This window comes from Mucilaginibacter sp., from assembly GCF_028288105.1.
Classification (GTDB): domain Bacteria; phylum Bacteroidota; class Bacteroidia; order Sphingobacteriales; family Sphingobacteriaceae; genus Mucilaginibacter.
In genome coordinates this window covers 1-15,949 of record NZ_JAQBOI010000025.1, presented here as the reverse complement: position 1 = coordinate 15,949, position 15,949 = coordinate 1, and the positions used below count along the sequence as shown (strand labels likewise).

The window sequence follows — 15,949 nt, the reverse complement described above, 5'->3', positions numbered from 1 at the left end:
CAACCAATTCACCACTCTCTGCTCACCACCCAACATTTTAATAACCCATTTTAGTATCATCCCCTCTGGGGTCGGCACCACCTTCATACCCAGCCTTGGTTTTTAAGATACCGTCTACCCGGCCTATTGCGCCTTTGTTTGTTATTTTATATCCTTTTTTAGTGAGTTTATCTTTAGTGATCTCATTCAATGCATCAGGCTCTGTGGCCACATCATCCGGCAGCCATTGATGATGAAAGCGTTTGGCGCTAACCGCCTGTTGCATATCCATATCAAATTCAATTACATTTAGCACTGTTTGAAACACCGAGGTAATAATTGTTGAACCGCCCGGTGTACCTACTACCATAAACAATTTGCCATTTTTTTCAATAATGGTAGGGGTCATGCATGATAGCATCCGTTTACCGGGTTGTATGCTGTTAGCCTTACCACCAACCAGGCCGTACATATTGGGTGTGCCAGGCTTCGAGCTAAAGTCGTCCATCTCGTTATTCAGCAAAAAGCCGGCGCCGTTTACAAATATTTTTGAGCCGAAAGAATCATTCAGCGTGGTAGTGATAGCTACCGCGTTACCATCCTTATCTACAATAGAATAATGAGTGGTTTGGTCGCTTTCGTAACCTATAAATGTGCCGGGCTGTATGCTGGTACTTGGTGTAGCAGCATCCCAGTTAAAACTTTGCATCCTGCTTGCAATATATTGGGGGTTTAACAGGCTATCAACAGGCACCTTATAAAAATCGGGGTCGCCCAGGTATTTAGATCTATCGGCATATACCCGACGCTCGGCCTCAACCATTAGTTGAATAGTGCTGTCCTGGTTAAAGCCCCATTTATGTAAAGGATATTTTTCTACCGATTTTAGCAACTGCAATAATGCTATACCACCGCTTGATGGCGGCGGCATAGTAATAATTTTATAGCTTTTATACTTGCCTGTTACCGGTTTGCGCCATACCGAATGATAATTTTGCAGATCGGTTTTTGTTATTAACCCGTCGCCGGCATTCATTTCGGCAACTAACAGGTCGGCTACTTTTCCCTCATAAAAACCGGCACGGCCTTTATCGCGTATCAGTGCCAGTGTTTTACCCAGGTCTTCCTGTATCAGCGTATCACCTTTCTGCCATTTCGCATCTTTCATTAAATAATTTTTACCGGGATTAAGCTTCTTAAATATCGAATCATTTCTGTTGATATCTGCCGCGAGGCGTTTGGTCATCTTAAAACCTTTTAATGCGAGGTTGATGGCAGGCTGAACTAATGTAGCCCATTTTAACCGGCCGTATTTTTTATGTGCCTGTATCATCCCGTCAACAGAGCCCGGGATACCCGACGCCTGATGAGTGTATAAACTTTTGTTAGGTACGATATTGCCCACACTATCCAGGTACATATTGGTGCTTGCTTTTGCCGGGGCTTTCTCCCTAAAATCGAGTGTATTAGATAAACCTTTGGCCGGGCGATAAACCATAAAACCACCACCACCAATATTACCGGCCTGTGGGTGAGTAACTGCCAGCGCAAACTGTACGGCAACCGCGGCATCTACAGCGTTACCACCTTTTTTTAGTACATCTAACCCTGCCTTTGCAGCATCTGGATAGGCGCAAACTACTACACCGTTCTGATATTTTTCATCCGGGCTTTTTTGTGGCTGGGTGTGGCCCATCAAACCCAATGCAATAAATAATACAGTTAGTATACAAGTTAATCCCGATCTAAAATTCATGTAACAGCTATAATTTTTGCCAATTTAGTCTATTTCAATTTACATACGCAATATATGTATGTTGATTATTTTAGGTTGAAAATCAGTATAATAATATATTATTGCAGTATTAATTTTACAAAAACCGCACAAAAAGCGACTTTTGCCGTTAATAATCTGAACTTTTTAATTGAAAAATTGTAGATGATACAACATCTATCTAACAACAAAATCCCCATATGAAAAAAATTACCCTAATCGCATTAGTGCTAACCTCTTTTTTATTGCTTTCTAAACGATCTGACGCGCAAGATTATAAAACCGCTGTTGGCTTAAAGTTTGGAGGATATGAGAACGGCCCGTCTATAAAATATTTCATGAACGAAAATACCGCCCTTGAAGGGATATTGGGTATACGTAATCACGGCCTTGTGGTTACCGGTTTATATGAAATACACCAGCCTGCATTTAATACCCCTAAGCTTAAATTTTATTATGGTTTTGGTGCACACGTTGGTGCAGTAGGCAGCGGTGTTTACAAACGTTTTGGCAGCGACGATAACTATTATAATGATAGCCATATATTATTAGGTGCCGATGCAGTTTTAGGACTGGAATATAAACTCCCGGATGCCCCTATTGCCCTTAGCCTTGATCTTAACCCACGTTTGGAACTGGCCACCGGCCCTTTCTTTGACCTTGCCCCGGGCTTAGGTATAAAATATACGTTCTAAAGCAAAATACATTAACCTGTAAATCAAAAAATGCCATCCTATAAAATATAGGATGGCATTTTGCTTTAATAAGCGTCTTATTTCACAATAATTAGTTTCTTCGAATATAGCTTATCCCCTACGTTTACCTTTAACAGATAAGTACCCGGCAAACGGTTAGCCGTATTTATCACTGTACTAAAATTACCTGCTACAATTTTTTGCGATGTTTGATACACTATTTGCCCGGCGGTATTAACCAGCGCCAATTGAAGATCGCCGGCTGCTTTAGCTGTAAAAACTACATTAACATAAGTATTGGCAGGCACAGGGAATATTGTTAAACCAATATCAGTCGTCTTATCAGGATTTTTGGCAACAAGTGCATAAGCAAAATCATCAGACAAAGCTATGCAGCCGTTATCCAATGTAACCTGCGTTTGGTAGTTCCCGCTAACAAATGGCGTGTAAGTTGCCGCTGTAGCGCCTTCTATTATCTCGCCATTAAGTAGCCATTGGTTACCCGATGTTATGCTTGAGCTTAATACATCTCCACTTTGGGTAATAACAGGCTTGGTTATAGTTACAGCCACCCGCTGGGCCGATGCACAACCCGGGCTGCGTACCTGCATATCATATAAGTAGTAATAAAAATTCTTATAATAAGTAGTATCGGTTTCGGTATCGTTTGATATGGCTGTATTGCCGGTAATACTAAACACATTACCTATTTTAAACGGATAGCCCGTTACCCCGCCATTATTACGGAAAATAGTAGCGCCATTTTCATAGCTTGGCGTAATGGTGTAATTTCCTGCGCCTGGTAATAACAAATTAAGTGTATAAACTTTACCTTGATCGGTAGGGTCGTTGGGCTGGTCGCCCGGTAACGGGGTGCTGCGGGTAGCCGTAACATTTAATGTTACAGATGATACCACCTCGTTATTATCATTAGTAGCTGTAAAAATAACCCTGCCGGGGCTGCCTATATATAAACGCGCGCTTTCTATTGTAACCGGTATTTTGGTATTTATTTTTATGCCGGGTGTAAACTGGTTATATCCCCCTCCGCTAAATGCGGCTTTGGTAGGCGCGCCAACTTTTCCGCTAAAATCATTCAATCCGACATAAAAAGTATTATTAACAGGAGCATCGTTTACAATTGCAGGTGAGCCATACCCTACCGGGATAGCATCTGTTGGTGTTTTATACCACAGTAATTGCCCATCGCCTTCGCCAAACAGTTGGTAGTTGTTTGTGTTAGTGCAATAATAAGCCAGCAAACCACTTACTTCGGGTGGCAAGCCGGTGGTAATAGTTCCGGTTATTTTATTATTAGAAGCGATAGGGTCGCCAGCCAGGTTTGTTTCTGCACTGATATTATAAGTTGCACCAGTTATGGCATTAAACTTACCGCTAAAGGTAAAATCAGTTTCTTCTTCGGGGCTAAGCACGCCGGTATAGGTTTCATTAAATGTAGTTACCGCATTGTTTGGTGAAGTTACTGTTACCGTAACCGGGATATTGCTAATTGCATTACTACCAAAGTTTTTAAGCCTAACGGTAACAGCAACCGCGGCCGCGCAGGTAGCACCCGCTCCTTCATTTACAATGGCTATAGCACCCGCATCAATTGATGGGTTTGTAAATTGCACACGGTAATCCTGCGTTTCGCCTTTAGCATAAGTACCGCAGGCGCTTACGGATGTGGGCGTAGCAGTTTCGTTTAATACTATCCGTAAGATGCTTATATTACCAGGTATAACCGTAGCAGGTACAGCAATATTGCCGCTAACTGTGCTTGTGCCGGCTACTACATTTGTTGTTGCAGCCAGCTCATCAGCATCAAAAACGCCGTTACCGTTCCAGTCTACAAATATTTTAGCCGCCTTGTTAAAGTTAGCGCCACAGGTACCCAGGGTTATGCTGAAAGGATAGGTTTTAGCCTCTTCCAGTTGAATGGATAGGTTGGTATTGTCTGTATAGCCGGTGCAGCCGGCAGGCGAAGTATTATTTATGTTTGATAACGAAAAGTTATTGATCTTAGAATCGGCTGTTGATGTTGGTGCCGAGGCGCAGTAAGCAGTGCCACCCGCACCGGTAACAATAATCGAATATGCCTGACTGCCAGACTTAAGTGTACCCTTATGCGAAATGGTAATAGTATATTTTTTACCGGGTATGGCATTCGCTACATATACCTGCTCTATATTATCCCTGATGTTATCGCCGTTTGTAGCTGCCGCAGATGGATTATCGGGCGAAAGCACCCATGGCGTAAAAGTGTTTGTACCATCGGCCAGGCGCAGGTCAAGATCATTCACCAATTTTGGGGTACGGTCATTTATAGTTGTACCTGCGGTGGGCGTGCCTTCCGGGTCTGTCCATGATATGCTAACAATTAAAGGCCCGCTACCCGAAGCAACAACATCTAAAGTTTTGGTTTGGCCCTGTGCTAAACTACTTTCACTGATAATGCTTTTCGCGCCATTATCGGTAATAGCTTGAGCGGCTTTGCGCATATCTAACACGCCCCAACCATAAATATAATCGGGGCCAACATTGCCGGCATCAAAGGCCGTATGGCAGGCCAGGCCTTTTAAGGTTGATGCGCGCATAAAAGAGCCACTGTTTTTTTGCGCGTAATACTCCTGCAACAGGTATAAAGACCCGGTAATATTTGGCGCCGCCATTGAGGTACCAGATAAAGTTAAATAGGAGCCACTGTTTTGAACTCCCGTAGAGAGTATATTTTCGCCATCGCCAACTATATCGGGCTTAATTCGGCCATCATCTGTAGGCCCCCAACTGCTAAAAAAGGATATGGCTATGCCCGCCCGATTAACCGGCCCATTTGGTAGTGGCCCTATTGAGCCTACTGTAAGTATATTTTTAGCATTACCGGTTGTGGTAATAATATCATAACCACTATTACTGCTAATATTTGCCGGCCTTGGCCCTTTATTTACAAAGGTTGGGTTTGTACGGCTTGTAAACCCATAATATGTTTCGCCTACGGCGGGGCCGTTGCTGGAGCGGCTGTTACCCGCCGATTCCACTATCAAATAATAGGGCGCATTGTATGCTATTTTATCCCATGATTGTACGCGCGAATCATAAAACCCAAAATTGTAATCTTCAGTATCACCGGGCAGGCCGTACCATTCCCAGCGGCTATCGCTACTGTTAAAATCCCAGCCGCCAACATCGCCATACGAGTGATTGGAAAGCAATAAGCCGGATGCTGCCGCACTCATTTCGGCAACATCGTTATCAAAATCCCATGCAGATAAGGTTGTAGCCCCGTACGCCATTCCCTTTGCAGGTGCATAAATGCCCTTGGCTATCATAGTACCGGCAACATGGGTAGAGTGATCAAGTATGGCGGTGTTATCTTTAGCAGTAATGGCTTTACCGGCAAATTCACGGTGAAATTTGTATACCTGACCGCCATCCCAAATACCCAGTTTATTATTTAAAAACGAGCTGCTGCCTGTTAAGTTAAGATTTAAAGTGCCCCCCGGCTGAACAGTATTTGTGCCCGTGGTTGCCGCTGCCAGCGTATTATTATGAGTAATAAGATATATGGGGAAACCCAGGCTGTTAACCCCTTGTAAAGCTACCAAATTACCCGCTTTTGTTATTCGGCGAATAACCCAGCCTTTTCCCGGCGCCATTGCTACTGCCTTTTGGTAGCTTGATATAAAACTTTCCTTTGAACGTACCGAGAGTGCATCCAACTCTTTTTGGCTGGCAGCATTAACAGGTAATTGCTGTTGGGCAAATGCCTGAACAGCACAGCCTAATAGTATAAAATTAAAAAAAAAGGCCAGGTATTTTTTACCCATATATTAAAGGTGATTATAGTTTATAAATATATGTTTTGAGTAAGATTATCACAATAGATAGGGAATATATAGTATTGGCTTAAATTTTGATTAATAAGTGATGTAACTAACTGTTAATATCATTAAACCCTACAGAACAATCTTTCTACACAGTTAAACTCATTATCTTATAAAAATCCAACAATTAATATGGGGAATTAAATACCCATATTGTAGAAAAACCTTCCCTCATTTAATTGCGCTTTTTCCCAAACCTTGCAAATTTTAAAGTCTGAAAGGAGCTTAATTATATAGTTATAGCTAATTGAGCTAATATCTTCAATAAACTATTGATTTTCTTGCATTTGCACACTTTTTGCAACTACGCGAATAATTACATGTATATAATCCCCTAAATTTGAAACCACGTTTACTTAACTATATAATTGCTTTAATTATAACCTTTTGCCTGCTTGGGCAAAAAAGCTTTGCGCAAACAGCACCAGATATTTCCTATTATACTCCTAAATCGTATACCAGAAATGTTGCAATACCGGCCCTTGCCCCAATTAACACCGGCGGCACCGTACCAGCACAAACCTATGGGGATGTAACAACTTTTAAAACCGGCTTAAACCAGCCATGTCAATCTGTATTTGATGCAGCTGGTAATTTATTTGTTGCAGATGCTGGTTCACATACCATTAAAAAAATAACACCTTCGGGAGTAGTAAGTGTTTTTGCGGGCACCTTAAATACATCAGGCAATACAAGTACACGACTAAATACCCCAGACGGGATAACAATTGATGATTCTGGAAATTTTTACGTTAGTGATCTGGGTAATAATTCGATCAGAAAAATCACCCCGGTAGGGGTTATGACTACCTTTGCAACGGGCGTTACAGGCCCTGCAAGTATTACATACTCTGCGGGTAACCTATATGTAGCTGAACAAGGCGGACACTCTATTGTAAAAATTGTTGTTGCCACAGCAACTGTCACAACTTTTGCAGGTTCCACAGCTGGTACATCTGCTTACACGAATACAACAGGAACATCGGCAAGATTTAATCAACCAAGTGATGTAGTTGTAGATGCATCCGGCAATCTTAAAGTTGTCGACTACATGAACAACGCCATCAGAAATGTAACTTCTACAGGTGTGGTTACAACATTTGCAGGTGGTTCACCAAATTTTGGTGCAAGTGCCGGTACAACAGGTACGACCAATGCAAATGGTACTGCTGCCAGATTTAATAATCCATACGGAATTGGTATGGATGGTGGTGGAAATTTTTACATTGCTGATTACCTAAATAACGAAATTAGAAAAATCACACCTGCTGCTGATGTAACCCTGTTAGCCGGTAACACCACATCTGGCACTACAGACGGAAATACCACAGCAGCACGTTTTACCAACCCATCAAATATCACGAGTGACGGTAGCGGTTATTTATATATTTCTGATTATGGTAATGACAGGATCAGAAAAATGTCTATCTGCGGTTACACTATAAGCCCTGCTTTACCGTCAGGTTTAATTTTCAATACTACTACGGGGGTTATTACTGGTACACCTAATATAGTTACTGCTGCCGCGAATTATACTATAACAGCTTATAACTATTATGGAAGCTCGTCTACAATTGTAAACATTGCTGTAAGCAACAGCTTAATGGATATAAGCGATGCTAATACAGCTGCTAATGGCATTACACAGGGCACCTTACATCCGGGCGAAACGGATGTAGTTTTGTATGGCTTTAGCTTTAATACCAACAGCGCCATGACAGTGAGCGGATTTAAACTAAACGCTACTTATACGGGTGGTAACGGGGCTGGATTTTATCTTACCAACGGAAAACTTTATAAAAACACTACAGCTAATACCTTCGCGGGGGCAACGTTAGTTACAAGTACAGGTGTAGCCTTTAATTATAACCAAACAACCCCGGCAATAACTATTACAGGTTTATCAGAATCATTTACCACCAGTGCCAGTCCCGTATATTATTTTATTGTAGCCGATATTATTTACAGTAACCCTACAATGCTTGCTGCATCGCAAACAATGCAATTTAAGTTTGCAACAGCTCAATCTGGCTCGGTTAGCAGTAACACAGGAAACTATGCTTCTAATATTGATGTTAATGGCACCACTTTTACTGTTGCACCGCCAACGGTAACTGTATCAGATAACAATTTTACTACCAGTGGAATAACCAACGGATCGCTTAGCTATGGTCAAACAGACATTGTTTTGTTTAGCTTTAAAGTTGTCGTTGATGGCGTTTATCAAATCAATACTTTCAACAGTATACCGTGTACTGCAAATGTTAATCAATATCTTGATTATGGAAAGCTTTATCGCTCAACAACTCAAAATTTTTCTGATGCGCAACTCGTAACCGGTACAGTTTCATTCCCGGGTTCTAATGCCCAAATACTAAGTGCTGATGAGCAATTTAATAGTTATACAGGAGTTGATACATATTACTATTTTTTAGTTGCTGATCTTACAAAGGTAACACTTGGAGCAACTGCTATTAAATTTTCATTATCTACAGCAGCGGTTGCTTTTACAGATGTAAGTACCAATAAACAATATAAACCTTCAACTAATATTACCGGTATAAATTTTCCCATCTTAACCACTTACAAGTGGATTGGCCAAAGTAGTACTGATTTTAATAGCGCTTTAAATTATAAAACACTTCTTAATGCAAATATTGCTGCTGTTCCAAGCGCTACAAGTAATATATATATTCCGGCTACATATACCAGGCTTCCTATAATGACTGCGAACCTTACTGTAGGCGCATTAACTTTTGACGGAGCTACAACTCCGACATTAGCATTAAGTAGTAGAACCCTTACTGTAAATACAAGGCTGGTTACAACCCAAAACACAACAGCTACAATAACCGGCACCGGCACGGTTGTTTTACCATCAACAGCATTAACATCGTCTCTTGATTCTGCCTCAGTGTTAAATGTGAGCGGTGCTGCTTCTGTTACCAACGCGGGTATTTTTATAATGGCGCCTGCATCTGCAATAAATTTAACAGGTAACGCTACTGTTGCAAACACCGGAACCTTTACATTATCATCTGATGTTGATGGCACAGCAACTATAGGCCAGTTAAGTGGTACAAGTGCGTTTACAGGCACTTACATTGTTCAGCGCTACTTTACCGGTGGCAATACAAGTAACCGGGGCTGGCGCTTAATGAGCTCGCCTGTAAATAATTCTGCTACCCCTTCACCTACTTACAATTTTCTCAGTTTGCAAACAAACCTGCCTATTACAGGTAATGGAACCGGCTTTGATACTGCACCTATATATACAGCCAACGGCACAACTATATTGTTCTATAATACGGCTGGCGGATCGTTTAGTTACCCCGCTTCGCCTTCAGATACACGGCCAATTGGTTCTGGATTCTATTTTTATTTCAGGGGCAACAAAACAAATATTTTAAATAAGCTTGTAAGATCAGGTTCTCCGGCAGTATTTGCTACCCCGGAAGCAAACGTTGTAGGTTTACAAACCGGTACGCTTAACCAAAATAATATAACCTATACTTTATCTAATGCCGGGAAAGGTTACAACCTGGTAGGTAACCCCTACCCTTCAACCATTACATTGCCAAGTGGTGTAGGTGCAAATACAGTATGCCCCGGCACTACCGGATTTATATATACGTATATTTCTGGCGCTAACAGCCTTTCTCCTCAACCTGGTCCAACCATTGATATTGCCAGCGGCCAGGGTTTCTTTGTAAAATCAAATAATACCACCAGCTCAATAAACTTTACCGAGAGCTTAAAAACATCGGCGCAGGTAACAGGGAGCAATTTACTTTTAGGAAAGCCAATAGGCACGCAGGAGCCAATTATCGCCTTAAAAATGATACAGGATAGTGCAAATTATGATGTTGCCTATGTGCGTTTTTTAGATAGCTATAAAACTACTTATGACGAAATGGAAGATGCCGATGACCTTAATGCAAGTGGCCAGGCTGTATTTTTGGGCACTATGACGAGTGATAATCATCAGGTTGCCGTAGCATCCCAACCACTTGGGAAACAAAAGACATCGATATTTTTAAGTGTAAACGATAATACCAGCGGTTTATACACGATTAAAAAAATGGATCTGAGCGGCATACCTGCGGTTTATGATGTATGGCTGATGGACCATTTCAAAAAAGATTCACTAAATATAAGGGCAAACGATACCTACAAATTTAACCTGGATAGATCTAACCCCCAAACATACGGCAATAGCAGGTTTGAAATAGTTATCAGAAAAAAATCCCTGCCGCCTTATCAGTTGATCTCATTTAAAGGAGCAAGATCTGGTGCGGATGTATTACTTAACTGGAGCACATTAAACGAGTACGACTACACCTCTTTTGAACTTCAAAAAAGCACGGATGGTGTAACCTTTGATGCTGTAAAAGATATGCAGTCGAGCTCACAAGGTTCTTATGCTTTTAAAGACATTTATACAAACAATAGCACTGCAAATATTTATTACCGTTTAAAACAGGTTGATAGTAATGACCAGATAACCTATTCAAACGTTATTATTGTTACTACTACCGGCAACGGTACGTTTAATATATTCCCTAACCCGGCAACTAACGCCATACAGTTTAAATTAGACCAACCCATAAAATCGCAGGTACGGTTAAACATATTTAACACGATGGGTATTTTAATGAAAAGCAACAACTTTTCATCATCAACCGGGCAACAGGATGTAACATCATTAACACCTGGTAGTTATACAGTTGAACTAACCGACCTTGGCAGCAAAAAAATAATACTTACAGGTAAGTTTATTAAAATTTAGAATTATTTACCGAAAGCCTGATTTCTTTCGCTTCATAAAAAGAACATTTTAACCCCAATTGAAGTGTCTTTTCATGAAAATATTGGTGATCTCATTCATCACTCAATAGCTGCCGCCCCTAATACACGCATTTTAGCTGTTTTTGCAGATATCTTTTGGTGTTTATAACGCAAAAAAGATATCTGTATAAGCAATTTATACCTCCCTGTTAAATATCTTTCTTTTATAATTATTTAACCTAATTTAAACAATAATTAACTATTAAATTAATACATGTAACTTTTTTATTACATTTCCGTATACCTTATAAAAATTCACCCTTGCAAATACTCTTAATTAATTTTTTTTCACAACTTGCAATTGAAGATATATCCACATAATCTTTTGCTTACAGCAGTTTTACTGCTCTCTACCATTAGCGCCTTTGCGCAGCCTACTATTACTTATACATCACCCGGTACCTATACCACCGGTATCGCCATTACTACCTTAACACCCACCACTACCGGTGTAGCGGCATATAATTACGCCGCCGCCGTTGCACTTGCAGATGTTTCCAGTGGCCCCAGTAATATAGCTTTTGATGCAGCTGGCAATTTTTATGTAGCTAATTATAATAATAATACAGTAAGAAAATACAATGCTGCCGGCGTATTCATAAGTAATTATGGCACCGGTGCACCTGCTTTAAGCAGCCCTATTGCAATGGCATTTGACTCATTTGGCAATGGTTACGTGGTAAATTCTACCGGCGGAACCATATATAAATATAATGCAGCAGGCGTTTATCAGTCTACCATTATCAGCGGCCTTAGCGTTCCCTCCGGCATCACTATCGATGCCTCCAATAATCTTTATATTAGTACTATTAATGATAATTCTATAAAAAAATACAGCGCTGCAGGCGGCGCGCCCCTTCTTACCATAACAACAAACGTTAGTGGCCCAACCGGTGTAGCCGTTGACGCGTCTGGTAACATTTATTCATTAAACCCCACAAACGTAACCAAGTATAACGCAGCCGGAACCTATCAATCTATTTTATTAACCGGATTAAACGGCCCCTGGGCAATGTCATTAGATTATGCCGATAACTTTTATATTGGTGACTCGGGCAATAACGCAGTTAAAGTATATAACAAAGCCGGTACCTTATTAAAGACTCTGACCGGGATTACTGACCCCGAAGGGGTTGCTGCCGATAGTAAAGGAAATATATTTGCAGCAAGTTATTTTGGAAACGCGGTATACAAATTTGCACCAACAGGCGGTTATTTCATAAACGCGAAATTACCCGCAGGTTTAAGTTTTAACAGCGCCAACGGACAAATTAGCGGCACCCCAACTGCAACTTCACCAACAACCACTTACACCATTACTGCCTGGAACGCTACCGGCAGCACCCCTGCAACCGTAAGTATAAGTGTAGGCCCGGCAGTAACTACCCCTGCTGCCATATGCGGTGCGGGTACCGCACCTACAATGACCGCATCGGGCGGAAGCCTAACAGGGGGTACTTATAATTGGTACACCGCGGCAACCGGCGGTACACCGGTTAATACTGCAACAACTTATGCTCCGGCTCTTGCCCTAACCACTACTTTTTATGTAGATTATACGGTAGGAGGCGTTAGTTCGCCCAGAACAGCTGTAACAGCTACTATAAACCCTGTTGTTTCTTCCCCATTAAGCGGGTCAATTCTATCGTACATATTTAGCGGCGATGCCAGTGATATATCGGGTAATTTAAACACCGGGACACTACAAAGTAGCCCTACGGCTACTACAGGCAGGTTTGGAATTGCAAACAGTGCTTACAATTTTAATGGCAGCACCCAATATGTTACTACCGCTACGCAGTATGTTAACCCATCTACTTTTAGTATAAGCTTATGGTTTAATACCACTGTTGCCGGGGGCAAATTATTAGGCTTTGGGAACCAGCAAACCGGCCAAAGCGGCCAGTATGACCGTCATTTGTATATGAACAATTTAGGTCAGCTATATTTTGGCATATTTAACGGAGGGGTGCAGACAATTAATACTACCAGGGCCTATAATGATGGTTTGTGGCATCATGTTGTTGTAACAGTTGGTGCTGCCGGTTCAATAATGTATGTAGATAATGCTTTGCAGGTGCAGAATGCAGCAATGACCACGCCCGAAACATTTACAGGCTACTGGCGTATAGGTTATGACAATGTAGGCTCATGGACAAGCCAGCCAACAAATTTTTTCTTTACCGGTAAGCTTGATGATATTGCTATATATAACCGCGAACTTACCGCTGCAGAAGTTATTACAACTAACAATGTTAATATTATTGGCAGTGCAACCCCTGTTTGCGCGGGCAGCCCTATTACTTTAATAACACCAAGCATTCCGGGTGCTACCTATAGCTGGGTTGATATAGCAAATCCGTCAAATACATCAGCAACAAACCCGGCTACTTTCACCAGTGCCTCAACAGGTGGTTATACGCTAACCGTTGTGGCATCGGGCTGTACAAGTACTGCTACTATTAATCCCATTGTAAATGCACTACCAGTAACAACATTTACAGCAACATCGCCTGTTGCTGTTGGCGCTGCATCTACTGTCACTTTAACTGTTGTGGCCGGCAATACCTATAGCTTTGATTTTTCGGGCGGTACAATAGTTACAGGTACAGGCAACGGCCCCTACACAATATCGTGGGCTACAGCCGGTGCAAAAATAATTACCGTAACAACAACCAATGCCACCGGATGTACGGCTACAGCTACACAAACGGTAATTGTAACAGTTCCTTTTGTTTTTGCAACAAGCAGTTACGCTTTTAGTCAGCAAATCACACTAAAAACCGGGTCAATGAGTTTGGGCGCAAGCACCCTCACAAATTTCCCTGTCCTTGTTTATATAAAAGAAGATGCTTTAAAATCAGACAATTGCTCCACTAACATAAAATTCCCGACTGGTGGTTCTACCGGATATGATTTTGCTTTCACTACAAGTGCCGGCACATCTGAATTATTTTACGAGGTAGAAAAGTTTGATCCAAGCACAGGCACTTTACTGGTTTGGGTGCAGCTACCATCGGTTACCAATGCCGATATGAACCTGAACTTTTACTTCGGTTCGTTAACGCCAGCACATAATGCCAGTTTTGCCAATGCAACCTGGAGTAATGACTATCAGGCTGTTTACCATTTTAACGAAGGGATAACTACCGCAACTGTTTTAGATGCCACCGGCAATGGCAGGAATGGCGCTCAGGCTAATACCGATCTTGGCACAGATCAGTTCCGGTATGCTATTGATAATACAGGTGTGGCTATTTCTGGTGGTGCATATAAGTTCAGGGGGGATAATACCCTTGCCGGAGCCTCCAGCATTACTCAAAATGCCGGTACGCCAACAGGTATAAACGGGACGTTTACGCTTTCTGCCTGGGTTAATATTACAGGCGATATTAATGATCTTGATCAAAAAATTGTATCCAATCAAAATAACTATGGCTATGGCTATAAAATGAGCGCTAAGGGCGCCAGCACAGCTACAATGAAGGTTGAAACAGAAATAAGATCAAGCACTTATCCAGCTTCAATACTTTACAACGTGGGGACTGTAGGTACAACAACGACAACAACGCCCGCCTGGCATTACGTACAAAGTGTTTTTAACGGTACAAATTTTATTAATTATGTAGATGGCGTTTCGCAGGGAACTATGGTAGCTGCTGCACCGGGCAACGCCAATACAAACCTATATATTGGGGTAGACTATAGAGGAGTTGGTACAGCGCCTGAACATAATTTTTATGGGACAATGGATGAGGTGCGGGTATCAAACGTAGTTAAACCCGTTGAATGGGTAAGATCCGAATATTATAATCAAACTAACCCACTCACTTTTACTACAACCAGTGCAGATTTTGGCATTAATGCGGCTAATGCGGCCGCTATTGGGGGATCAATTACTTATACATGGACTGGCAGCGCAAGTACAACAGCCATTGCTACTGCCGGAAACTGGAAAACCCCTGCTTCAAATAACCCAACCGCTACTGTAGCGCCTACTACCGCCGGGGGTACCAGCTTGCTTATAAAAGGCACAAGCGAGGGCGTTACAGTATTCCCTGCATTAACTACAACCGCAACCTTTTACGGGGTAACGTTAAACGCAGGTGCAAGTCTTAACTTAGGCGGCCAATCCCTTACTGTTGGCTGTAATGTTTATAATAGCGGGACGATAACCAGTACTACATCAAGCATAACCTTTAATGGGACTTTCACTCCACAGTTATTTACTATAAACACAACAGCGGGTACGGCCCAGTTTGGTAATATTATCATCAACAATACAGCAGCATCGGGACAGGTAAAAATAACCGGCGGCCCAGTAGACCTGTATAATACTTTAACTTTAACTAATGGCAGCTTAACGGTTGATAATGCCGGCAGCGGCGTGTTAACCCTCAAAAGCTCGACTACGGTTACCGCAAGGGTGGCCCAAATAAGCACAACAACCAAAAGCGTTACCGGCAATGTAACCGTTGAGCGGTGGTTTACCGGAGGTGCTGCCGCTAACCGGGGCTGGAGGTTAATGGGTTCGCCGGTTAATAATTCTACTACCGTCCCGGTAACTACGGCGGCAACCTATAACTTTGCCAGCTTAAAAAATAATATTTTTATTACCGGCACCGGCGGGGCGGCTAACGGCTTTGATGCATCGGCTACAAATGGCCCTACCATATTATTCTACAATACGGCTACCAAGCTTTTCTCCTCGCCCGGCTCAACAACTACTGCTGTTAAAGCAGGCAGCGGCTTTTATTTTTATTTCAGGG

The 15,949-nt window shown here is 41.9% G+C and carries 5 protein-coding genes; 3 read left to right on the top strand and 2 right to left on the bottom strand.

Annotation, left to right across the window (positions count from 1 at the left end):
- Positions 1-37 precede the first annotated feature (37 nt).
- Positions 38-1,675, bottom strand: coding sequence for a gamma-glutamyltransferase (ggt, locus tag JWQ85_RS01415; RefSeq protein WP_299462845.1), 1,638 nt, complete (start codon positions 1,673-1,675; stop codon positions 38-40).
- 278 nt (positions 1,676-1,953) lie between these two features.
- Here ggt and JWQ85_RS01410 point away from each other — a divergent pair, with 278 nt between their 5' ends.
- The gene (locus JWQ85_RS01410) at positions 1,954-2,448 is read left to right on the top strand and encodes a hypothetical protein (RefSeq protein ID WP_299462797.1); all 495 of its coding nucleotides are present in this window, start codon (positions 1,954-1,956) and stop codon (positions 2,446-2,448) included.
- 77 nt (positions 2,449-2,525) lie between these two features.
- Here the strand turns inward: JWQ85_RS01410 and JWQ85_RS01405 are convergent, their stop codons facing one another.
- Positions 2,526-6,275: a S8/S53 family peptidase gene (locus JWQ85_RS01405; protein WP_299462794.1), complete on the bottom strand. Its 3,750-nt coding sequence runs from the start codon at positions 6,273-6,275 to the stop codon at positions 2,526-2,528.
- Between the two features lie 397 nt (positions 6,276-6,672).
- Here JWQ85_RS01405 and JWQ85_RS01400 point away from each other — a divergent pair, with 397 nt between their 5' ends.
- Together JWQ85_RS01400 and JWQ85_RS01395 are read left to right on the top strand one after the other, a co-directional pair.
- Entirely contained in the window at positions 6,673-11,121 is a 4,449-nt protein-coding gene (locus JWQ85_RS01400; RefSeq protein WP_299462791.1) for a T9SS type A sorting domain-containing protein, read from the top strand.
- Positions 11,122-11,481: 360 nt separating this feature from the next.
- Positions 11,482-15,949, top strand: a 4,468-nt coding sequence (locus tag JWQ85_RS01395; protein WP_299462789.1) for a DUF2341 domain-containing protein, incomplete at its 3' end; no start/stop codon positions are given.

Coding starts and splice junctions, on each gene's coding strand:
- JWQ85_RS01405 (WP_299462794.1), bottom strand. CDS start 6,275: ATGGGTAAAAAATACCTGGCCTTTTTTTTTAATTTTATACTATTAGGC.
- ggt (WP_299462845.1), bottom strand. CDS start 1,675: ATGGGCCACACCCAGCCACAAAAAAGCCCGGATGAAAAATATCAGAAC.
- JWQ85_RS01410 (WP_299462797.1), top strand. CDS start 1,954: ATGAAAAAAATTACCCTAATCGCATTAGTGCTAACCTCTTTTTTATTG.